Source organism: Phenylobacterium sp. LH3H17 (assembly GCF_024298925.1).
Classification (GTDB): Bacteria; Pseudomonadota; Alphaproteobacteria; order Caulobacterales; family Caulobacteraceae; genus Phenylobacterium.
Map to the genome: position 1 here is coordinate 3,931,332 of NZ_CP101283.1, position 20,333 is coordinate 3,951,664.

Sequence of the window (20,333 nt, forward strand, 5' to 3'; positions counted from 1 at the left end):
TCCATATGTCGGCAACACGACACTCACGCGCCGGAATACGCTCCACATGACAGCGTTGTGCGAGCATGCTCAACGATCGCTGGAGTCCAGTGAGGTCGTTCGCATGACATTAGGTCTCGCAAAGGCTGGCAAAACGCCGCTCTGCGACGCTGCGCCACACAGCCACCTTGGACTTTTGGCGTTAAGTCCGTCACAAATCCGTATCGCGGAACGGGTTCGATGAACATGCTCGACTAAAGCCTTCGCTTGGACGCGCCGCGGCGAGAGGCTAAGAGGACCGCACGGTCATGATCAATGACACCGCTCTCCGGATAGATCCGGATCGCGCCGACGCCAACGAGGAAGTCCGCCAGCTGATCGTCGACCTGCGCGACGCCTCCCGTGATGGGCGGAAGCTCGCGCAGCGCTACGCTGAGCTGCTGGAGAAGGTAGTGGAAGAGTATTGCGTAGAGTTCGAAATGCGCGCGGAAGCGGCTTTGGCGAGGCTGCAAGCGCGATGAAACACGTTTCCAACGCCATCGAAGCCACCGGCGAGGCCGAGGTCCGCGTTCCGACCCGTCGCGCCCTGGCCAAGCAGCAGACCCGCGCCAAGGTCCTGGCCGCCGCCCGGCGGCTGTTCTCCGAAGCCGGCTACGAAGGCGCCACCATCCGCGACATCGCCGCCGAGGCGGGCATGTCGACCGGAGCTGTGTTCGCCAACTTCACCGACAAATCGGACCTGTTCCGCGAGATCATGGTCAGCGACATGCAGGCCCTGACCGAGACCATGGCCGAGGCGAGCAGCCGCGGCCGCACGGTCGAGGACGCCCTGCTGCGCCTCTTCATGGCCGGCTACGCCTTCTACAAGACCCAGCTGCCGCTGGCCCGGGCGGCCTTCAGCATTTCCTGGCTGCCCGACCAAGGGCCGGAGTTGCGCACCCTCCCGCCGGTCAACGACATCCATGAGCTGATCAACGACCAGCTTAACCTGGGCGTCGAGCGCGGGGAGCTTTCGCAGGAGATCGAGGCCAAGCTGCGGACGCAGATGCTGTTCGATTGCTACTTGGCCAACTATCCGGAAGCCATCTTCCACGGCTGGAGCCTCGAGGCGCTGCAGGCCAAGTCCAGGGACCAGATCCGCGTGATCCTGGCCGGGGCCCGGCGAGGCTAGAGCCGTTACGGACGGGCCGCAGAGGGCGGCTCGTCCGCGACGAACCGTCGCAGACACAGGCAAGCGCGGCTACGGTCGTAGCTTCCCTGTAACCGGGAATAGGGATGCCGCGGGTCGCGCCGCGAACGGGGGGACATGGCGGGGGCACGCAAATCCCAGAAGGAGGCGACGCGGCAACGCGTCCTCGACGCCGCGCGCGATCTGTTCGAGACCCGCGGCTACGAGGAAACCACCGTCCGAGAGATTGCTCGCCATGCCGAGGTCTCGGTGGGCAGCGTCTTCACCACCTTTTCCTCCAAGGGCGACATTCTCAGCCAGGTGATGGCCGACCGGCTGGACGCGCTCTATGCCGAGCTCGACCGGGTGGCGCCCCATCTGCGCGGATCCACCCCCGACCGCCTGCGCTCGCTCTTCGCCATCCACTACGCCTTCGAAACCCGCCGCACCCGGCTGTTCCTGGCCCATATCGCGGCGGCCTATAACTGGACGCTCAGCCCCGCCAGCCGGCCATACGGCCGCGATCCGCGCCTGCGCCAGATGGTCCGCGACTGCCTGGCCGAGGGCGTGGTCCGCGGCGACGTCGATCCGGCCTGCGACCTGGACGTGGTGATCGACGCCCTGATGGCCTCCTACGCCTGGACCTACCGCCTGGCCGCCTGGGACGAGGCCGACGCCCAGGCCATGAGCGCGGTCATGGACCGGCATATCGGCCTGATCTCGGAAGGCTTCCGCGCCCGTCCGACGGCTTAGTCTCCCCATCCCGCTGCGGCGGCGCTAGATTGAACGCATGAACACTTTCTTCCAGTATCTCATCCCCATCAGCCTGGTCGCGGTGACGGTGACCCTGTTCATCGGCCTGTACGCCCTGTTCCGGGGCGGCGACTTCGGCCGGTCCTATTCCAATAAGCTGATGCGGCTGCGCGTGTTGCTACAGGCCGTCGCGGTCGCCGTTCTCGTGGCCGCCGTCTGGTGGCGCCACAACGCCGGCGGCTAGGATGGTCACCCTCAACAAGATCTACACGCGCACCGGCGACGGCGGCGCCACGCGGCTGGCCACCGGTGAGCAGGTGTCCAAGGCGTCCCTGCGGGTCGAGGCCTATGGCGCGGTGGACGAGGCCAACGCCTGCCTGGGCCTGGCCCGCCTGCACACCGCCGCGGATCCCGACTTCGACGCGATGCTGGCCCGGGTGCAGAACGAGCTGTTCGACCTGGGCGCCGACCTGGCGACCCCGCCCCGCGAGGGCGAGACCAACACCCTGCGGATGATCGACAGCCAGATCGAACGGCTGGAGCGCGAGATCGACGCCATGAACGCCGAGCTTCCGCCGCTGGCCTCCTTCATCCTCCCCGGCGGCACGGCCGCCGCCGCCGCCCTGCACCTGGCGCGCACGGTCGCCCGGCGGGCCGAGCGCGTCGCCGTGGCCCTGGTCGAGGCCGGCGAGCCGGTCAGCCCCGCCGCGATGAAATATCTGAACCGCCTCTCCGACTTCCTGTTCGTCGCCGCCCGCCACGCCAATGATCGCGGCGCGCGCGAGGTGTTCTGGAAGTCGGGCGCGACCCGCTAGTTCTTGGCGGCGGGAACGGTCTCGGGCGGACGGGCCAGGTCGCCAGTCTTGCCGGTGACGCCGTCGGCCTTGGCCGCGTCGTAGGCGGCGCGGTCCTTGATGACCCGCCCGGTGATGTCGGAGATCGGGATCGGGTGGGCGCAGGTACGGGTGCGCCAATCCCACCAGTCGCCGGAAGCCTCGCACTTCTGCGCCGGCCAGACCCAGCCGTAGTGGTAGACGAAAGCGCCGGCGCTGAGCAGGGCGAAGGCCGCCAGGAAGATCAGTTTCAGGCGGTCGATCGTGCGGTTCATCGTCTCGTTCTTCTACTCAAGGGCGCGCGGTTAGCGCTCCCATCGGCCGAAATTGCGGCGAGGTGTGTCCGGACGCCGACTTGCAATGCTCGGCGGAAGCGTTATGCCGCATCCGACCGATTTTTCCGCAATGCAATTTGAGGCGCTAGCAACCCATGAAGGTGTTGGTCCCGGTTAAACGGGTGATTGATTATAACGTGAAGGCCAGGGTGAAGTCCGACCAGTCGGGCGTCGACCTCGCCAACGTCAAGATGTCCATGAATCCCTTCTGCGAGATCGCGGTCGAAGAGGCCGTTCGTCAGAAGGAAAAGGGCGCTGTGACCGAGGTGGTCGCCGTCTCCATCGGCCCGGTCCAGGCGCAGGAAACCCTGCGCACGGCCCTGGCCATGGGCGCGGACCGCGCGATCCTGATCCAGACCGACCAGGATTTCGAGCCCCTCACCGTCGCCAAGCTGCTCAAGGCGGTGATCGCCGAGGAGAGCCCCGATGCGGTGATCATGGGCAAGCAGGCCATCGACGGCGACAACAACGCCACCGGCCAGATGCTGGCGGCCATCCTCGACTGGCCCCAGGCGACCTTCGCCTCGGCCGTCGAGCTTTCGGCCGGCAAGGCCAAGGTGACCCGCGAGGTCGATGGCGGACTGCAGACCCTCGAGGTCTCGCTGCCCGCGATCATCACGGCCGACCTGCGCCTCAACGAGCCGCGCTACGCCTCGCTGCCGAACATCATGAAGGCCAAGAAGAAGCCGCTCGACGTCAAGGAGGCCGGCTCGCTCGGCGTCGACCTCAAGCAGCACCTTAAGGTCCTCAAGGTGACCGAGCCCGCCAAGCGGGCCGGCGGTATCAAGGTCGAGACCGCCGCCGACCTCGTCTCCAACCTGAAGACCGCGGGGGTCCTCTAATGGCCGTTCTCGTCATCGCCGATCACGACAACGCGTCGCTGAAGGACAACACACACAAGACCGTCACCGCCGCCCTGGCCCTCTCGGGCGATGTGGACGTGCTGGTCGCCGGCGCGGGCGCGAAGGGCGTGGCCGACGCCGCCGCCAAGATCGCCGGCGTCCGCAAGGTGCTGCTGGCCGAGAGCGACGAGCTGGGTCAGGGCCTGGCTGAGGCCGTCGAAGCCGTGGTGGTGCCGCTCATGGCCAACTACGACGCCGTCCTCACCCCGGCCACCTCGCAGGGCAAGAACTTCTCGCCCCGCGTGGCGGCCAAGCTGGACGTGGCGCAGATCTCCGAGATCGTCGAAGTGGTCGACGCCTCGACCTTCGTGCACCCGATCTATGCCGGCAACGCCTTGGAGACCGTCCAGTCCTCCGACGCCAAGAAGGTGATCACCGTGCGCCCCACCGCCTTCAAGGCGGCGGCCGAAGGCGGCTCGGCCTCGGTGGAGACGATCTCCGCCGGCTCCGGCGCGGCCAAGACCAAGTTCGTCGACCAGCAGCTGGTGAAGTCGGAACGTCCCGAACTCGCCGGCGCCAAGATCGTCGTCTCCGGCGGTCGGGCCATGGGCTCCGCCGAGGAATTCCAGCGGGTGATCGAACCCCTGGCCGACAAGCTCGGGGCCGCCGTCGGCGCCTCGCGCGCCGCGGTCGATGCGGGCTACGCCCCCAACGACTATCAGGTCGGCCAGACCGGCAAGGTCGTGGCTCCGGAGCTCTATGTCGCCATCGGCATCTCCGGCGCCATCCAGCACCTGGCCGGCATGAAGGACTCAAAGGTCATCGTGGCGATCAACAAGGACGGCGACGCGCCGATCTTCCAGGTCGCCGACTTCGGGCTGGTCGCCGACTACAAGAGCGCCGTGCCCGAGCTGATGGACGCCCTGACCGCCGCGGGGAAGTAGTCGCCACGCCTTACGGTTGAACCATCCAGGGCGGCTCCGCGAGGGGCCGCCCTTCTTTTTGGACCGCTCTCGCTGCGGCGCAGCAAAAGCCTTGGCGGCGGCGGCCCAGCCTATGTTAGAAACCCGTCACACGCGGTCGCCTGGGTTTGCGGCCAGGTCATTCGAGGCTCTTTCTGCATGGTTCAGATCAAGACCGTCGGCGTCATCGGCGCCGGCCAAATGGGCACCGGCATCGCTCATGTCTGTGCGCTGGCCGGCTATGACGTCCTGCTGCACGACGTCAGCGCCGAGAAGATCTCCGCCGGCATCGCCTTGATCGAGAAGAACCTGACCCGACAGGTTTCCCGCAACATCATCGACCACGAGGCCGCTCAGGCCGCCATCGCCCGCATCAAACCCGCCGACGAACTGCAGACCGTCGCCGCCACCGACCTGGCCATCGAGGCGGCCACCGAGAACGAAGAGGTCAAGAAGAACATCTTCAAGGCGCTCGCGCCGCACCTCGGCCCGAACACCCTGCTGGCGTCCAACACCTCGTCGATCTCGATCACCCGCCTGGCCTCGGTCACCGACCGGCCCGAGCGGTTCATCGGCCTGCACTTCATGAACCCGGTGCCGCTGATGAAGCTGGTGGAGGTGATCCGCGGCATCGCCACCGACGCCCCGACCTACGAGACCGCCGTCAATTTCGCCCGCTCGCTGGGCAAGAGCACCACCAACGCCGAGGATTTCCCCGCCTTCATCGTCAACCGCATCCTGGTGCCGATGATCAACGAGGCCATCTACACCCTGTATGAGGGCGTCGGCACGGTGGAGGCCATCGACAATGCGCTGAAGCTGGGCGCCAACCATCCGATGGGTCCGCTGGAGCTGGGCGATTTCATCGGCCTGGACACCGTCCTGTCGATCATGAACGTGCTCTATGAAGGCTTGGCCGACTCCAAGTACCGGCCCTGTCCGCTGCTCGTGAAATACGTCGAGGCCGGCTGGCTCGGCCGCAAGACCGGCCGCGGCTTCTACGACTATCGCGGCGAGACGCCTGTTCCCACGCGGTAGGTCCTACCTGCGACGGTTAATCCATTCGACTTGCAAGGCTTGCCCGGCCGATACTCCGAATTGATTCGGACCGGCGGGCTTATGCGACAGTTCACGTCGGTGGCGCTTGCGGCCACCTATCTCTGCCTTGCGCTGATCGTCGCCCTCCTGCTGTGGCGGAACGGCGGCGGCTGGGCCGCGGGCGTCGCGGCCCTGGTGGGCGGCCTGGCGCTATGCGCCTCCATTCACGCCATGGTCTCAGCCAGCCTGAAGATGCGCACCCTGCAGCGGGGCCTCGACATGGTGCGCGAGGCCAACACCATCCTGCTGCTGCAGATGGAGAAGATCGACACCCGCCTCTCGGACGTCGTCGAGACCATGACCGACGAGGCCGTCCGACGCTCGGAGGAGCTGCACGACGAGGTCCACATCCTGGAGGACCTGGTCCAGCGCATGGGCCAACGCCTTGAGGAGCGGGTGGCCAGCGCCCCCATCCCCGACCGCCAGCACGACAGCCGCCGCAGCCACCAGTCGGCCGCCCTGCTGGGGACCGTCCGCGACGCCCTGGCCGAGAATCGCGTCGATCTCTACCTGCAGCCGATCGTCGGCCTGCCCCAGCGGCGCACGGTTTTCTACGAGAGTTATTCGCGGCTGCGAGACGAGACCGGCCGGGTGCTGATGCCCGCCGAGTACCTGACCGTGGCCGAGCCCGAAGGGCTGATGACCTCGATCGACAACCTGCTGCTGTTCCGCTGCGTGCAGATCGTGCGCCGGCTGGCCAAGCAGGACCGCAAGGTCGGAATCTTCTGCAACGTCTCCACCTCCAGCCTGGCCGACGAGACCTTCTTCCCGCAGTTCCTGGAGTTGCTGGCGGCCAACAAGGACCTGGCCGGGGCCCTGATCTTCGAGCTCGGGCAGGCCGCCTTCGACGCCCGCGGCGCGGTCGAGGCGCGCAACATGGGCAAGCTGGCCGAGCTCGGCTTCCGCTTCAGCCTGGACAAGGTCATCGACCTCGACATCGACTTCCAGGACCTCGCCCGGTCCGACGTGAAGTTCCTGAAGATCAGCGCCCAGGTGCTGCTGGACGAGCTGACCGAGACCGACGAGGGCCTGGTCCTGCGCTCCATGCCCGACCTGGCGGCCCAGGACTTCGCCGCGCTCACCCGCCGCTACGGGGTCGACCTGATCGCCGAGAAGGTGGAGAGCGAGCGCCAGATCGTCGACATCCTGGAACTCGACATCCAGTACGGCCAGGGTCACCTGTTCGGCGAGCCGCGCCCCATCCGCGACGCGGTCCTGGCCGAGACCGACCCGCCGGCCGACTTCCTGCGCCCCACCCTGCGTGGCCGGACCGGCCGTCGCGCCTAGATCGCCGCATTGACCGGGGCGGCCGCGCCCGCTACCGCCCCCGGCATGACCGCGCCCAAGCTGATCTCCGGCCTCGCCGAACTCTCCGACCGCTATGACGTGCTGCTTTCGGACGTCTGGGGGGTGATCCACAACGGTCGCGAGAGTTTTCCCGCCGCCTGCGCGGCCCTGGTGAAGTGGCGCGCCGAGCGCGGGCCCGTGATCCTGATCTCCAACGCCCCGCGCCCCTCCAGCGCAGTCCACGAGCAGCTGGACCAGCTGGGCGTTCCGCGCGAGGCCTGGTCGGCCTTCGTCTCCTCGGGCGACGCCACCCGGCTGATGCTGGGCGCCCGCGCGCCCGGCCCCGCCTGGGCCATCGGCCCGGATCGCGACGCCCCGCTCTATGAGGGGCTCGACCTCACCTTCGCCGGCCCCGACGAGGCGGTCTTCATCTCCTGCACCGGGCCCTATGACGACGAGATCGAGGGGCCCGACGACTACGAGGATCGCTTCAAGGCGACCATCGCGCGCGGCCTCCCGATGATCTGCGCCAATCCCGACATCGTGGTTCAGCGCGGCGACCGCCTGATCTATTGCGGCGGGGCGCTGGCCCAGCGCTATGCCGAGCTGGGCGGAGAGGTGATCATGGCCGGCAAGCCCTTCGCCCCGATCTATGGTCTGTGCCTGGCCGAGGCCGAGGTGATCCTGGGCCGCGCCGTCGACCATTCCCGGGTGCTGTGCATCGGCGACGCGGTGGCCACCGACGCCAAGGGCGCCAACGACCAGGGCCTGGACGTGCTGTTCATCGCCAGCGGCATCCATGGGGCCGAGACCATCGGGCCCGACGGCCTGGACGCCCAGGCGGTCGGATCGCTGCTCGCCAAGGACGGCGCGCGGGCCAGCTACGCCATCGCCGATCTGGCGTGGTGAGCAAAAGCCGCTAACTAGAGCATCAAACCGGGAGCGGGCGGCGTGCAGGGACTGTTCTTCGAAGATCTGGCCGAGGGCCAGTCGGCCGAGACCACCAAGATCGTGGGCGCGGCCGACGTGGAGGCCTTCGCCGCCGTGTCGGGCGACACCAACCCCGTCCACCTGGACGAGGCCTATGCCCGGAGCACGCCGTTCCAGGGTCGTATCGCCCACGGCATGCTGTCGGCGGCCTATATCTCCGCGGTGCTGGGCACCCGCCTGCCGGGGCCTGGGGCGATCTACCTCTCGCAGTCGCTGCGCTTCCGCCGGCCGGTAAAGCTGGGCGATCCGGTGGTGACCCGGGTCACGGTTCAGAGCCTGGACGAACGCCGCGGCCACGCCACCCTCGCCACCGTCTGCCAGGTGGACGGCAAGACCGTGGTCGACGGCGAGGCCGTGGTCATGGTCCCCCGGAAGCCCAAGTGACGCTCATGCGGATCGTCCACGGCTGGAAAGCGCTTGGCGAGGCCGACAGGGGTGCGGCGGTTGCCTATGGCAATTTCGACGGCGTCCATCGCGGCCATCAGAAGGTGATCGCTCAGGCGGCCAAGGCGGCGGGCGCCCTGAACGCGCCGCTGGGCGTCATCAGCTTCGACCCCCATCCGCGCCAGATCTTCCAGCCGGCCGCCCCCAGCTTCCGGATCATGAAGCCCGACCAGCAGGCCCGGGCGCTCGCGGCCCTGGGCGTCGAGATCTTCCACGTCCTGCCCTTCGACGCGGAGATGGCCAATCTCACCGACCGCGAGTTCGCCACCGAGGTGCTGGCCAGGGGGCTTGGCGTCCGCCACGTGGCCGTCGGCTTCGACGTGTCCTTCGGCAAGGGCCGAACCGGAAGCCCCGAGCTGATGGCGAAATACGGCGCCGAGCTGGGCTTCACCGTCTCCATCGCCGAGGCGCTGGGCGAGGGCGATACCAAATACTCCTCCTCCGGCGTGCGCGAGGCCCTGCGCGGCGGACGGCCCCAGGACGCCGCTCAGATCATGGGCCGCCCCTTCGCCATTGAAGGCGTGGTGGAGCGCGGCCGCCAACTCGGCCGCACCCTGGGCTTTCCCACCGCCAATGTCGCCCTGACCGACTACGTGATCCCCAAGTTCGGATCCTACGCCACCCGCACCCGCCTGCCCGACGGCCGCGAGATCGCCGGCGTGGCCAATATCGGGGTCAATCCCCAGATCCCCGGCGAGATCGCCCCGCGCCTGGAGGTCTGGCTGTTCGATTTCGACGAGGACATCTACGACCAGGTGATCGAGACCGACCTGATCGCCTTCCTGCGGCCGGAGGCGAAGTTCGCGGACCTTCCGACCATGGTCGCCCAGGTCATGCGCGACGCCGCACAGGCCCGCGCCCTGCTGCTGCCGGACTTCTGAGACCTTGGGTTTCGCGTCGGCCTCTGCTACGACCCCGGCGATGACTTCGGTTCGGAAATCCCTGCGAATTATCCGCCCGGCGTGACGCCGCCGGACGATCGATCCAGCGCGCGCCGGGTTTCACCCGCACCCTTTTAGTTTCCGAGCCAAGCTGGAAAGTCCTATGGCCGACGTCGCCGAAACCACTACGCGGGACTACCGCGAGACCGTCTTTCTTCCCGACACCCCGTTCCCGATGCGCGGCGGCCTGCCCCAGAAGGAACCCGAGATCCTCGCGCGCTGGGCGCAGATGGACCTCTACAACACGATCCGGGCCGCCCGTCACAAGGCCGGCGCGCCGCTGTTCGTGCTGCATGACGGCCCGCCCTACGCCAACGGCGCCATCCACATCGGCCATGCCCTGCAGAAGACCCTGAAGGACTTCGTGGTCCGCTCGCGCTTCGCGCTCGGCTATGACGTCGACTACGTGCCTGGCTGGGACTGCCACGGCCTGCCGATCGAGTGGAAGATCGAGGAGGAACTGCGCGGCCAGGGCCGGCGCAAGGACGAGGTCTCCAAGGCCGAGTTCCGCGAGCGCTGCCGCGAATACGCCGCCCATTGGATCGAGGTCCAGATGGACGGCTTCAAGCGCCTGGGCGTGCTGGGCGACTGGGAGAATCGCTACGCCACCATGGACTATGGCAGCGAGGCGGCCATCGTCGCGGAGTTCCACAAGTTCGTGGCCTCGGGCCAGCTCTATCGCGGCTCCAAGCCGGTGATGTGGAGCCCGGTGGAGCGCACCGCCCTCGCCGACGCCGAGGTCGAGTATCACGACCACATCTCGCCCACCGTCTGGGTGAAGTTTCCGGTGGTCGACTACACGCCCTACGAAGGCCTGTCCGGCGACGCCGACCAGGACGACGCCATGCCGGCCGGAACCGCCGAGGCCCAGGCCCAGGTGGACTCCTCGCTGAACGGCGACCAGGCCTGTGTCGTCATCTGGACGACCACGCCCTGGACCCTGCCGGCCAACCGGGCGATCTCGTACAACCGCGCGATCTCCTATGGGGTCTACGAGGTCGAGGCCATGGAGACCGGCCTGGAGTTCGAGCCCTGGGCCAAGCCCGGCGACCGCCTGATCCTGGCCGACAAGCTGAAGGACGACGTCTTCGCCGCCGCCAAGATCGCCTCGGCGCGGCGGCTGGAGACCTTCGACCCGGCCGGCATGGTCTGCGAGCATCCGCTGGCGGCGCTGGACACCCACTACAGCTTCCAGGTCCCCCTGCTGGACGGCGACCATGTCACCGACGACGCCGGCACCGGCTTCGTCCATACCGCCCCCGGCCACGGAGCGGACGACTACATGGTCTGGCTGGCCCACGGTCATCGCGAGATCCCGGAGACCGTCGATCCGGACGGGGCCTACTATCCGCATGTGGCGCTGTTCGGCGGCCTGAAGGTCCTGGAGACCGAGGGCAAGAAGGCCGGCAAGTTCGGCCCGGCCAACGGGGCGGTGATGGACAGGCTGATCGAGGCCGGCCGCCTGCTGGCCCGCGGGCGTTTGGCCCACTCCTATCCGCACTCCTGGCGCTCCAAGGCGCCGGTGATCTTCCGCAACACGCCGCAATGGTTCGTCCGCATGGATGAGCCCCTGAAGGACGGCCGCACCCTGCGCGAGACCGCCATCGAGGCGATCGAGGCCACCGCCTTCTATCCCGAGGCCGGGCGCAACCGCATCCGGGCCATGGTCGAGAGCCGGCCTGACTGGCTGCTGAGCCGCCAGCGGGCCTGGGGTTCCCCGCTGGCCATGTTCGTCGACAAGGAAACCGGGCACCCGCTGCATGACGAGGACGTCAATGCGCGCATCGTCGAGCTGATCGCCAAGGAGGGGGCCGACGCCTGGTTCACCCGGCCGGTCAGCGACTTCCTGGGCGTCCACGATCCCGAGCGCTTCGAGAAGATCGAGGACATCCTCGACGTCTGGTTCGATTCCGGCTCGACCCACGCCTTCACCCTCGAGAACCGCCAGAATACCCACTGGCCCGCCGACCTCTATCTGGAAGGCTCCGACCAGCATCGTGGCTGGTTCCAGTCCTCGCTGCTGGAAAGCTCCGGCACCCGCGGCCGGGCGCCCTATGACGCGGTTCTCACGCACGGCTTCACCGTCGACGAGAACGGCGAGAAGATGTCGAAGTCGAAGGGCAACACCGTCGAGCCCCAGACGGTGATCAAGGACTCGGGCGCGGAAATCCTGCGCCTGTGGGCGGCCATGGCCGACTACACCGACGACCAGCGGATCGGCAAGACGGTGCTGGCCACCACCACCGACGCCTATCGCAAGCTGCGCAACACCGTACGCTACCTGCTGGGCGCGCTCGCAGGCTTCACCGACGAGGAGGAGGTCGACTATGCCGACCTGCCCCCGCTGGAGCGCTTCGTCCTCCACCGGCTTTGGGAGTTGGACGGCCAGGTGCGCGCCGCCTATCGCGACTACATCTTCCAGGATGTGTCCCGACCCGTGCTGGAGTTCTGCCAGAACGAGCTCTCGTCGCTGTTCTTCGACATCCGCCGCGACGCCCTCTATTGCGACCAGCCCGGCAGCATGCGCCGGCGCGCCGCGCGCACCGTCATGGACCTGGTCTTCGAGCGGCTGACCATCTGGATGAGCCCGCTCATCCCGTTCACGACCGAAGAAGCCTGGACCACCCGCTTCCCGGACGCCGGCTCCAACAGCCTGCGGGTGTTCCCCGACACCCCGGCCGAATGGGCCAATCCGGCCGAAGCCGAACGCTGGGCCAAGGTGCAGGCGGTGACCTCGGTGGTCACCGGCGCCCTGGAGGTCGAGCGTCGCGAGAAGCGCATGGGCGCGGCGCTGGAGGCCGCTCCCAGGGTGCATGTGGGCGATCCGGCCGTGATCGCCGCCTTCGACGGCCTGGACCCCGCCGAGGTGTTCCGCACCAGCCAGGCGACACTGGTCCAGGGCGACGGGCCCGCCGCGGCCTTCCGCCTGGCCGAGTCGCCCGGGATCGCGGTCGAGCCGGTGCGGGCCGAGGGGACCAAGTGCGCCCGCTCCTGGCGCATCCTGCCGGAGGTGGGCTCCGACCCCCGCTATCCCGACCTCAGCCGGCGGGACGCCGAGGCCGTGGCGGCCTGGGACGCGGCGCGCGCGTGAGCACCCCGTCCGTCTCCAAGCTCGGCTGGTGGGCCTATCTGCTGGCCGCCGTCGTGATCGCCACCGACCAGGCGTCCAAGTACTGGATCCTGACGGTCTACGACCTGCCGTCGCGGTTCTCGGTCCCCATCGCGGGGCCGTTCTCCCTGACCATGGTCTGGAACAAGGGGGTCAGCTTCGGCCTGTTTCGCGCCGACCAGGACCTCACGCGCTGGCTTCTGAGCGCCTTCGCGGTGATCGTAGCAGGCGTGCTGGCCTGGTGGGCGCGGCAGGCCCCCCGCGCCTCCCTCGCGCTGGGCCTAGGCCTGGTGATCGGCGGGGCGTTGGGCAACGCCATCGACCGTGTCCGGTTCGGCGCGGTGGCCGACTTCCTGGACTTCCAGCGGCTGGGTTTCTTCCCCTGGGTGTTCAACGTCGCCGACAGCGCCATCACCGTCGGGGTGGTCTTCTTATTGCTCGATTCCCTGCGTAAAGAGCCTGCGACCTAATCCGCGTTGGCGTGGTTTACGCTTTGCGTTATTCAAACTCCCTTCCCGGCCGGGGGGCGGCCTTAGGAGCTATGTTTTTATGAGCTTGAACCGTGTGATCGTGGCGACCGCCCTGGTGGCGGCGACGGGTCTTTCGGCCTGCAGTTCCACGCGCAACGCGCTCGGCATGACCAAGGTCACCCCCGACGAGTTCCGTGTGGTCTCCAAGGCGCCGCTGGTGGTGCCGCCGGACTACGCCCTGCGTCCGCCCGCTCCTGGCGAGCCGCGCCCGCAGGAACTGCAGCCCGAGAGCGCGGCGCGCAACGCCCTGCTCGGCCAGCGCGACGCCCAGGCCCGGTCCGAGGGCGAGAAGCTGCTGGTGGCCAAGGCCGGCGCCGACAAGGCCGACCCGCTGATCCGCTACGTGGTCGACGATGAGACCGGCGACCTGTCGCACAAGGAAAAGAGCTTCGCCGACCGGGTGATGTTCTGGAAGAGCGACAAGGCCCCCGCCACGGCGGCGACCACCGCCGCGGCCGGCGACAATGTCGAGGCGCCTATCGACGCCGCGGCCGAAGAGGCCCGGGTCAAGGCCCTGACCGGCGGCGGCGCGGTGGTCATCTCCCGCGAAAAGTCCTCGCGCATCAAGCTGCCGGGCCTCTAGGGCCTCCGCTCAGGTCCTCGAGCAGGGTCCTGGCCGCGCGGCTGAGGAAGCCGTTGCGGCGCACCACGGCCACCACCGGCTGTGCCGCGTCGAGGTCGCCGACCGCGATCACGCCAAGCTGTCCGGACGCCAGTTCCTCGTCGACATCGCTGCGGGGCATCAGGCCCAGACCGAAGCCGGCCGCGGCCAACCGCTTCTGGGCGGTCAGGCTGTCGATGGCGGTCCAGGCGGTATCGCCCATGCCGCGGGTCAGGAAGAGCGCGAAGATATGGGTGGCGGCGATCTCCGGACGTCCGCCGGAGTCCGGGAAGGCCAGCCAGCGCTCGGCGCGCAGGTCCGCCAGGGTCGCCACCGATCGGCCCGCCAGGGGATGACCCGAGGCGCAGACCACCACCAGGGGCTCCATCGTCACCAGCCGCGCATCCAGATCCGGGGAAGGATCGTGATGGTAGCGCAGGCCCACATGCGCTTCCCCGCCCCGGACCAGGGCGCTGACTTCCGCGCTGGTGGCCGTCCGCAAGGTCAGGTCGACCCGGGGATGATCGCGCCGGAAGCGCGCCAGGGCCGAGGTCAGCCTGTCCCCGGCCAGGGTCCCCACCACCACCAGCGACACCGGGCCGGCGTCCTCGGTAGCCAGGGCCGAGACAGCGCCGCGCGCGTCCTCGATGGCGGCCAGGGCGCGTTCGGCATAGGGCAGCAGGACCTGTCCCGCCTGACTGAGCGCCGCCCCGCCCGCCGCCCGGTCGAACAGCGACGCCCCCAGCTCCTGCTCCAGCAAGGCGATGCGCCGGCTGATCGCCGGCTGCGATCTCAGCAACCGCTCAGCAGCCTGAGAGAAGCCGCCGGCGCGATGGACCGCGACGAAGGTCCTTAGGCCGTCACCGTCCATGGCGATCTCCATGCAATTAACTGATCTATTACAGGCAAACTATGCATTCGACGGATCATAAGGTCCAGGCGACGATGGCCTCGAAGTCACTCGGAGCCCCGCCATGACCGACCCGCGCCAACGCCACGCCGCCGCCGCCTTCAAGGCCCTGCACGCCGTCCCCGGCGGTTTCGTCATGCCCAATGCCTGGGACGCCGGCAGCGCGATCATCCTCGCCCAGGCGGGTTTCAAGGCGATCGCCACCACCAGCGCCGGCGTGGCCTTCTCCCTGGGCAAGCCGGACTACGCCGTGCCGGACAGCCGGCGGGCGGTCGGCCGCGACGAGATGTTCGACCGCATCCGGCAGATCACCGATCTCGTCGACGGGCCCGTGAACGGCGACCTGGAGGCCGGCTACGGCGATGCGCCGGAAACCGTCGCCGAGACCCTCCGGCTGGCCATCGCCGCCGGCCTGGCCGGCGGCAATATCGAAGACGCCAAGCCGCAGTCGGCAGGGCTCTATGACGAGGATCTGGCCGTCGCGCGCATCGCCGCGGCGCGCGAGGCGATCGGGGACAACCCCTTCGTGCTGACCGCCCGCACCGACGTGTTCCTGCTTCCGGACGTCGACCTGTCGGCCTGCATCCGGCGGGCGAACCGATACATCGAGGCCGGAGCCGACTGCGTGTTCACCCCCGGAGCCCGCGACCTGGACACCATCGCGACCCTGGCGCGCGAGGTCCATGGCCCGCTCAACATCGTCATGGGGCTGGGGGCGGGGCCGAGCGACGCCAACGCCATCCTGGCGGCCGGCGTGCGGCGGATCAGTCTCGGCGGGACCTTCGCCCGCGCGGCCCTGGGCTTCATCCGCCGCGGCGCCGAGGAACTGCGGGATCGCGGAACCATCGGCTTCGCCGTCGGCCAGATCCCGCAGGGCGAATTGAACGCCCTGTTCGGCGCGGCCCGGGCCTAGGGCTCGCCGGGCGTCTTCACCTCGAACCCCTTCGCCTGCAGCCGATCCAGCACCCCGCCCTGGCTGAGCAGGGGGCGCAGCTGCACCACGGCCACGGCATGGCCGGGCTTGGCCAGGGCCCGCTCGATGGCGGCCACCTGCTCGGCCTTGAAGCGGGCGTCGAGGTTGAGCGCGCCCGGCAGGCTGGACAGGCATCGCTCATAGCCGCGCTCCTGGTTGAGCGCCCCGCGGACGTCACCGTCGGCCCAGGCTTCCCCGGCCCGCCGCGCGCCGCCGGGGCCGGCCTCGATCTCGTCGAGCGCATCCTCCAGGCAGGCGCGCTGGGCCGCGGCTCCCATGCGCGTGGCCTGGCCCAGGACGGGGCCCAGGGACAGGGAGCGGCTCTCGGTCTTGATCTTGCGGGCCTTGGCCAACCGCGCCACGGTCTTGCCCGGATCGGCGGCGGTCAGCTTGGCGCTGTCGCGGTAGTCACCGACCAGGATCAGCCCCACCAGCAGCTCGTTCTTGTAGGCGTATCGCTTCGCCGGCTGGCCTGCCGCCTCGCGGGCGGCGACGAAGCGACGGCGGACATCACCCGACAGCCGCTCCTCCATCGGCTTGCCCTTCAACCGCACCCACTGGAGTGCGAGGCCCGGGACGCTGAGCAGGCTGACGGTGACGCTGTTGAACGGCAGGATGACGGTGTGGGCGCCGTTCAGCCGGCGCTCCAGAACCGCGTGGTCCCAGGCCTGGCCCTTGGGCAGGACGCCAGGGGCGCCCAGGACATAGACCGTGGTGTCGGCGTCGGAGACCCGCCACCAGGCCGGGCCCTTCTCGATGGCGGTGACCACCAGCTCCTCGAGCAGCACCGCGTCGGGGTCGAGCGGATCGGGCGCCTGGGCCGAGGCCGGGACCGCCAGGGCGAGGATCAAACAGCCGACGGCCGCGGCTTTGGCGAAACTCATGGTGCTCCTTCCGGACGCGCCCCCCGGAATCGAACTATATAGAATGGATATCGAAATCGCGTTCAAAGCTTGACCATGACGATCCGCCGCCTCCCGCCGGAAACCGTGAACCGCATCGCCGCCGGCGAGGTGGTGGAACGACCCGCGAGCGCGGTCAAGGAGCTGGTGGAGAACGCCCTGGACGCCGGCGCCCGGTCCGTCGAGGTCCAGGCCGACGGCGGCGGCCTGACCCGCATCCTGGTGGCCGACGACGGCGCGGGGCTCTCGCCCGACGAGCTGCCCCTGGCGGTCGAGCGCCACGCCACCTCCAAGCTCAGCCCCGACGCGGCCGGCGACTACGACCTGCTGCGCATCGCAACCTTGGGTTTTCGTGGTGAAGCGCTACCCTCCATAGGTTCAGTGGCGCGGCTGTCGATTTCCTCGCGCGCCAGGGGCTCGGCCGACGCCTACGCCATACTGGTGGAGGGCGGCGCCATGGGCGCGGTGGCGCCCTCCGGCTTCCCCGGTCCGCACGGGGCGCGGGTCGAGGTGCGCGACCTGTTCTACGCCACCCCGGCCCGGCTGAAGTTCATGAAGTCCGAGCGCTCGGAAGCCATGGCCATCGCCGAGGAAATCAAGCGCCAGGCCATGGCCCATGAGGCGGTCAGCTTCGCCCTCGATATCGACGGCCGCCGGGTGCTGCGCCTGCCGGCCGAGAGCAAGGGTCCCGATGGGCGCCTCGCCCGGCTGTCGTCGATCATGGGCCGGGAGTTCTCCGAGAACGCCATCGCCATCGACCAGGAGCGCGACGGGGTGCGGCTGTCGGGCTTCGCGGGCCTGCCCACCTACAACCGCGGCAACAGCGCCCATCAATATTTGTTCGTGAACGGACGACCGGTGCGCGACCGGCTGCTGCAGGGCGCCCTGCGCGGGGCCTATGCCGATTTCCTGGCCCGCGATCGCCACCCTCTGGTGGCGCTCTATCTGGAGCTCGACGGCTCGCTGGTGGACGTCAATGTCCATCCCGCCAAGGCCGAAGTTCGGTTCCGCGACCCCTCCCTGGTGCGCGGCCTCATCGTCGGCGGCCTGCGTCACGCCCTGGCCGGCGCCGGGCACCGGGCCTCGACCACCGTCGCCAGCGAGACCCTCAGCCACATCCGTCCCGGCTGGTCGCCGCAGCCGCAGCCCTCGGCCCAGGGTTTCTCAGCCTGGCAGATGGGCGGCTGGAGCCAGGTCGCCCAGGCGATTCCCGGCCTCACCGAGGTTTCGGCCCGCGCCGAGCCGGAGGCCTGGAACGCCCCCTATGCCGGCCTGCAGGAAGCCCCCGCCCCCTCCGTGGTCTTCGACCCCGTCGACTTCCCATTGGGCGCGGCCCGGGCCCAGGTGCACGAGACCTATATCGTCGCCCAGACCCGCGACGGGGTGGTGATCGTCGACCAGCACGCCGCCCACGAGCGGCTGGTCTATGAGCGGATGAAGGTGGAGATGGCCGACGGCGGCGTCGCCCGCCAGGTGCTGCTGCTGCCCGAGGTGGTCGAGCTCGATCCCGCCGAGGCCGATCGGGTGGTCGGCCGCGCCGAGGAACTCCAGGCCCTGGGCCTGATGGTCGAGGCCTTCGGTCCCGGCGCGGTGCTGGTGCGCGAGACCCCGGCCCTGCTGGGCGAGACCGACGTGGCCGGTCTGATCCGCGACATCGCCGACGACCTGGCCGAGAACGGCCAGGCGCTGGCCCTGCGCGAGCGGCTGGAGGAGGTGTGCTCCACCATGGCCTGCCACGGCTCGGTGCGGGCCGGCCGTCGGCTCACCGCGCCGGAAATGAACGCCCTGCTGCGCCAGATGGAGGCCACGCCCCATTCCGGCCAGTGCAACCACGGCCGCCCCACCTATGTGGAGCTCAAGCTGGCCGACATCGAGCGGCTGTTCGGGCGGCGTTAGGTACATTCCGCTCATCCCGGCGAAGGCCGGGACCCAGATTCATCCGGAGCGCTTGGTGGGTTTCACCTGGGTCCCGGCCTTCGCCGGGATGAGCGGTTGAGGCGGCTCACCACCAGGTCAGATCCGTGCGCTTGCCGTCGAGGATGACGCCCTTGAGGCGGGCGCGGCCGTCCTGGCCCACCGAGACCACCGCGAAGGCCGGGACCGGGCGGCCGCCACGCCGGGCGCGCAGGACCTTCTCCATGGCCTCGGCCTCGTCCTGGTCGGCGTGGAAGCGGTCCACGCCCACATCAAGGATGACCGCGTCGGCCTCAGCCCGTTCGATCATCACCCGCGAACAATAGACCCCGCCGCGGACAGCCACGTCGCCGCCAGCCGCGAGGGCGGCCTCCCGCGTATCGCCCGCGCCCATGAACCGACCATCGGCGGCGCGCAGGGCGAGCCAACCGCCTTCCTGGATCGGCTGGGTGCGGCTCGGGCAGGCCTGGCCGGGCGCCAGGCGCTGGGTGAGCTGCAGGGCGACATAGTGGCCGGTGAGCAGGCTGCGCGGGTCGAAGGCCTCCATGGGCAAGGCCACCTCGCGGCCGGCGGCGCGGGCGCGGTCCTCGAAGACCACCAGGACCACGAGCATGGCCGTCAGCAACAGGCCGGCGGCGAGGATGCGGACGGGAAGCGCCTTGATCACGTCTTGGCCCTCCCGCGGATCACGAAGCCGGCGACGAGGGCGATCAAGGCGCAGGCGCCGAACAGGCCGGCCGCCGTCATCAGGCCGAGACCGAGATCGAACAGGATGGTGCAGACCGCGGCGATCATCGCCACCACCCCGGCGGCGGTTACCATGGGCTGGCGGTCATGCATGCCCAGCGCGATGGCTCCGCCGGCCAGGACCAGCCAAGCCGCGCGGTGGGCGATGAGGGCCGCGCCCTTCAGGTCGTCGAAGCCCGCGACGGCGAACAGCAGCAGGGCGCCCCAGACGAACCAGAGCATGAAGATCACCGCGGTTCGTCGATCCGAGACCTGCCGCGCGGCGCCCGCCAGGACCGCCAGGATCGCGCCGCCCGCCAGGAAGCCGGCCGCGCCCCACTCCCGTTCGTAGAGCGAGATCAAGGCGATCAGGCCGACGATCAGGGCCAGGCCCGCCGCGTGGGCCAGGGGCTTGGAATTCCAGAGCCAGGCCAGCCCCAGACCCACCGGGGCGGCGAAGATCAGCCAGCGGGTGTTTCCGCCGTCGAACCGCCCGGCGAACTCGCCGATCCCGATCAGCACCAGGGCGGCCACGCCCGCCCCGCTGGAGCGACCGGCGATGGCCATCAGGCCCGCGGCCAGGCCGGCGGCGCGCAAGGCTCGCTGCGGATCGCCGGCGATGTCGAAGATCTGGCCGGTCAGGCCGATGGCCGCGGCATAGACCAGGGCCGCCACCATCAGCAGGGTGTTGGTCAGGATCGGCCGCGCACCGCCCCGCGAGGTCCAGGCCGCGCCGCCCGTCACCCCCAGGAAGACCGCCAGGATCAGGCCGAACCGCGCCAACCTGGGGATGGCGTCCCAGTTGGCGGCCACGAAGGCGATGGCCGCGATCCCCAGCAGCAGGGCGCCGACCACGCCGAGCGCCACGGAGGCGTCCACCCGCCGGCCGTCGGCGACGCTGGCCAGGATCGCGGTGCGGTTGTCGGCCGGCACGAGGCCGTCCCCGATCCACCGATCCAGGTCGCGCTGCAGCCGAGCCTTGTAGCCCGCCATCGGTGTCTCCCCGTCGTCGGCCCGGACCCTCGCCCAGGCGGAG

The 20,333-nt window shown here is 69.4% G+C and carries 22 protein-coding genes; 17 read left to right on the forward strand and 5 right to left on the reverse strand.

Going from position 1 to position 20,333, the window contains the following annotated elements; all coding sequences use genetic code 11:
- The first annotated feature begins 287 nt into the window (after positions 1–287).
- The 5 genes from M9M90_RS19400 to M9M90_RS19420 all read left to right on the forward strand — a co-directional run bounded on the left by M9M90_RS19400 (position 288) and on the right by M9M90_RS19420 (position 2,715).
- Positions 288–500, forward strand: coding sequence for a hypothetical protein (locus tag M9M90_RS19400; protein WP_254834875.1), 213 nt, complete (start codon positions 288–290; stop codon positions 498–500).
- A complete protein-coding gene (locus M9M90_RS19405; protein ID WP_254834876.1) occupies positions 497–1,150 on the forward strand; it encodes a TetR/AcrR family transcriptional regulator in 654 nt (217 codons plus the stop codon). Before M9M90_RS19400 ends, M9M90_RS19405 begins: the two co-directional genes overlap by 4 nt.
- A 135-nt stretch (positions 1,151–1,285) precedes the next feature.
- Positions 1,286–1,900, forward strand: coding sequence for a TetR/AcrR family transcriptional regulator (locus M9M90_RS19410; protein ID WP_254834877.1), 615 nt, complete (start codon positions 1,286–1,288; stop codon positions 1,898–1,900).
- A gap of 37 nt (positions 1,901–1,937) precedes the next feature.
- Positions 1,938–2,144, forward strand: coding sequence for a twin transmembrane helix small protein (locus M9M90_RS19415; protein ID WP_254834878.1), 207 nt, complete (start codon positions 1,938–1,940; stop codon positions 2,142–2,144).
- Between the two features lies 1 nt (position 2,145).
- Complete coding sequence (locus M9M90_RS19420; protein ID WP_254834879.1) at positions 2,146–2,715, forward strand: cob(I)yrinic acid a,c-diamide adenosyltransferase; 570 nt, start codon at positions 2,146–2,148, stop codon at positions 2,713–2,715.
- Here the strand turns inward: M9M90_RS19420 and M9M90_RS19425 are convergent.
- Entirely contained in the window at positions 2,712–3,008 is a 297-nt protein-coding gene (locus M9M90_RS19425) for a hypothetical protein (protein ID WP_254834880.1), read from the reverse strand. The genes M9M90_RS19420 and M9M90_RS19425 overlap by 4 nt on opposite strands.
- A 155-nt stretch (positions 3,009–3,163) precedes the next feature.
- Here M9M90_RS19425 and M9M90_RS19430 point away from each other — a divergent pair, with 155 nt between their 5' ends.
- From M9M90_RS19430 to M9M90_RS19475, 10 genes are all read left to right on the forward strand, one after another.
- Positions 3,164–3,910: an electron transfer flavoprotein subunit beta/FixA family protein gene (locus M9M90_RS19430; protein WP_254834881.1), complete on the forward strand. Its 747-nt coding sequence runs from the start codon at positions 3,164–3,166 to the stop codon at positions 3,908–3,910.
- A complete protein-coding gene (locus tag M9M90_RS19435) occupies positions 3,910–4,854 on the forward strand; it encodes an electron transfer flavoprotein subunit alpha/FixB family protein (protein WP_254834882.1) in 945 nt (314 codons plus the stop codon). Before M9M90_RS19430 ends, M9M90_RS19435 begins: the two co-directional genes overlap by 1 nt.
- A 177-nt stretch (positions 4,855–5,031) precedes the next feature.
- Positions 5,032–5,910: a 3-hydroxybutyryl-CoA dehydrogenase gene (locus M9M90_RS19440; protein WP_254834883.1), complete on the forward strand. Its 879-nt coding sequence runs from the start codon at positions 5,032–5,034 to the stop codon at positions 5,908–5,910.
- An 81-nt stretch (positions 5,911–5,991) separates the two neighbouring features.
- Complete coding sequence (locus M9M90_RS19445; protein ID WP_254834884.1) at positions 5,992–7,257, forward strand: EAL domain-containing protein; 1,266 nt, start codon at positions 5,992–5,994, stop codon at positions 7,255–7,257.
- Positions 7,258–7,302: 45 nt separating this feature from the next.
- On the forward strand, positions 7,303–8,166 hold the full coding sequence (locus M9M90_RS19450) for a TIGR01459 family HAD-type hydrolase (RefSeq protein ID WP_254837169.1): 864 nt from the start codon (positions 7,303–7,305) through the stop codon (positions 8,164–8,166).
- Between the two features lie 42 nt (positions 8,167–8,208).
- Positions 8,209–8,631 (forward strand): MaoC family dehydratase, encoded by a 423-nt coding sequence (locus M9M90_RS19455; protein WP_254834885.1) that lies wholly within the window; start codon positions 8,209–8,211, stop codon positions 8,629–8,631.
- A gap of 5 nt (positions 8,632–8,636) precedes the next feature.
- Positions 8,637–9,572, forward strand: a complete 936-nt coding sequence (gene ribF / locus M9M90_RS19460) for a riboflavin biosynthesis protein RibF (protein ID WP_254837170.1) — start codon at positions 8,637–8,639, stop codon at positions 9,570–9,572.
- Between the two features lie 163 nt (positions 9,573–9,735).
- Positions 9,736–12,723, forward strand: coding sequence for an isoleucine--tRNA ligase (gene ileS, locus M9M90_RS19465; RefSeq protein WP_254834886.1), 2,988 nt, complete (start codon positions 9,736–9,738; stop codon positions 12,721–12,723).
- A complete protein-coding gene (lspA, locus tag M9M90_RS19470; RefSeq protein ID WP_254834887.1) occupies positions 12,720–13,211 on the forward strand; it encodes a signal peptidase II in 492 nt (163 codons plus the stop codon). Before ileS ends, lspA begins: the two co-directional genes overlap by 4 nt.
- A 79-nt stretch (positions 13,212–13,290) precedes the next feature.
- Positions 13,291–13,854, forward strand: a complete 564-nt coding sequence (locus M9M90_RS19475; protein ID WP_254834888.1) for a DUF3035 domain-containing protein — start codon at positions 13,291–13,293, stop codon at positions 13,852–13,854.
- Here M9M90_RS19475 and M9M90_RS19480 read toward each other — a convergent pair.
- Positions 13,835–14,743: a LysR family transcriptional regulator gene (locus M9M90_RS19480; protein ID WP_254834889.1), complete on the reverse strand. Its 909-nt coding sequence runs from the start codon at positions 14,741–14,743 to the stop codon at positions 13,835–13,837. The genes M9M90_RS19475 and M9M90_RS19480 overlap by 20 nt on opposite strands.
- A 103-nt stretch (positions 14,744–14,846) precedes the next feature.
- Here M9M90_RS19480 and M9M90_RS19485 point away from each other — a divergent pair, with 103 nt between their 5' ends.
- Entirely contained in the window at positions 14,847–15,695 is an 849-nt protein-coding gene (locus M9M90_RS19485; RefSeq protein WP_254834890.1) for an isocitrate lyase/phosphoenolpyruvate mutase family protein, read from the forward strand.
- Here M9M90_RS19485 and M9M90_RS19490 read toward each other — a convergent pair.
- A complete protein-coding gene (locus tag M9M90_RS19490) occupies positions 15,692–16,639 on the reverse strand; it encodes a TraB/GumN family protein (protein WP_254834891.1) in 948 nt (315 codons plus the stop codon). The two genes, M9M90_RS19485 and M9M90_RS19490, sit on opposite strands and share 4 nt — an antisense overlap.
- A 75-nt stretch (positions 16,640–16,714) precedes the next feature.
- Here M9M90_RS19490 and mutL point away from each other — a divergent pair, with 75 nt between their 5' ends.
- Entirely contained in the window at positions 16,715–18,553 is a 1,839-nt protein-coding gene (gene mutL, locus M9M90_RS19495) for a DNA mismatch repair endonuclease MutL (protein ID WP_254834892.1), read from the forward strand.
- A gap of 106 nt (positions 18,554–18,659) precedes the next feature.
- Here mutL and M9M90_RS19500 read toward each other — a convergent pair whose 3' ends face one another.
- Entirely contained in the window at positions 18,660–19,238 is a 579-nt protein-coding gene (locus M9M90_RS19500) for a GDYXXLXY domain-containing protein (protein ID WP_254834893.1), read from the reverse strand.
- The gene (locus M9M90_RS19505) at positions 19,235–20,290 is read right to left on the reverse strand and encodes a DUF2157 domain-containing protein (RefSeq protein ID WP_254834894.1); all 1,056 of its coding nucleotides are present in this window, start codon (positions 20,288–20,290) and stop codon (positions 19,235–19,237) included. Before M9M90_RS19505 ends, M9M90_RS19500 begins: the two co-directional genes overlap by 4 nt.
- Positions 20,291–20,333: the final 43 nt, after the last annotated feature.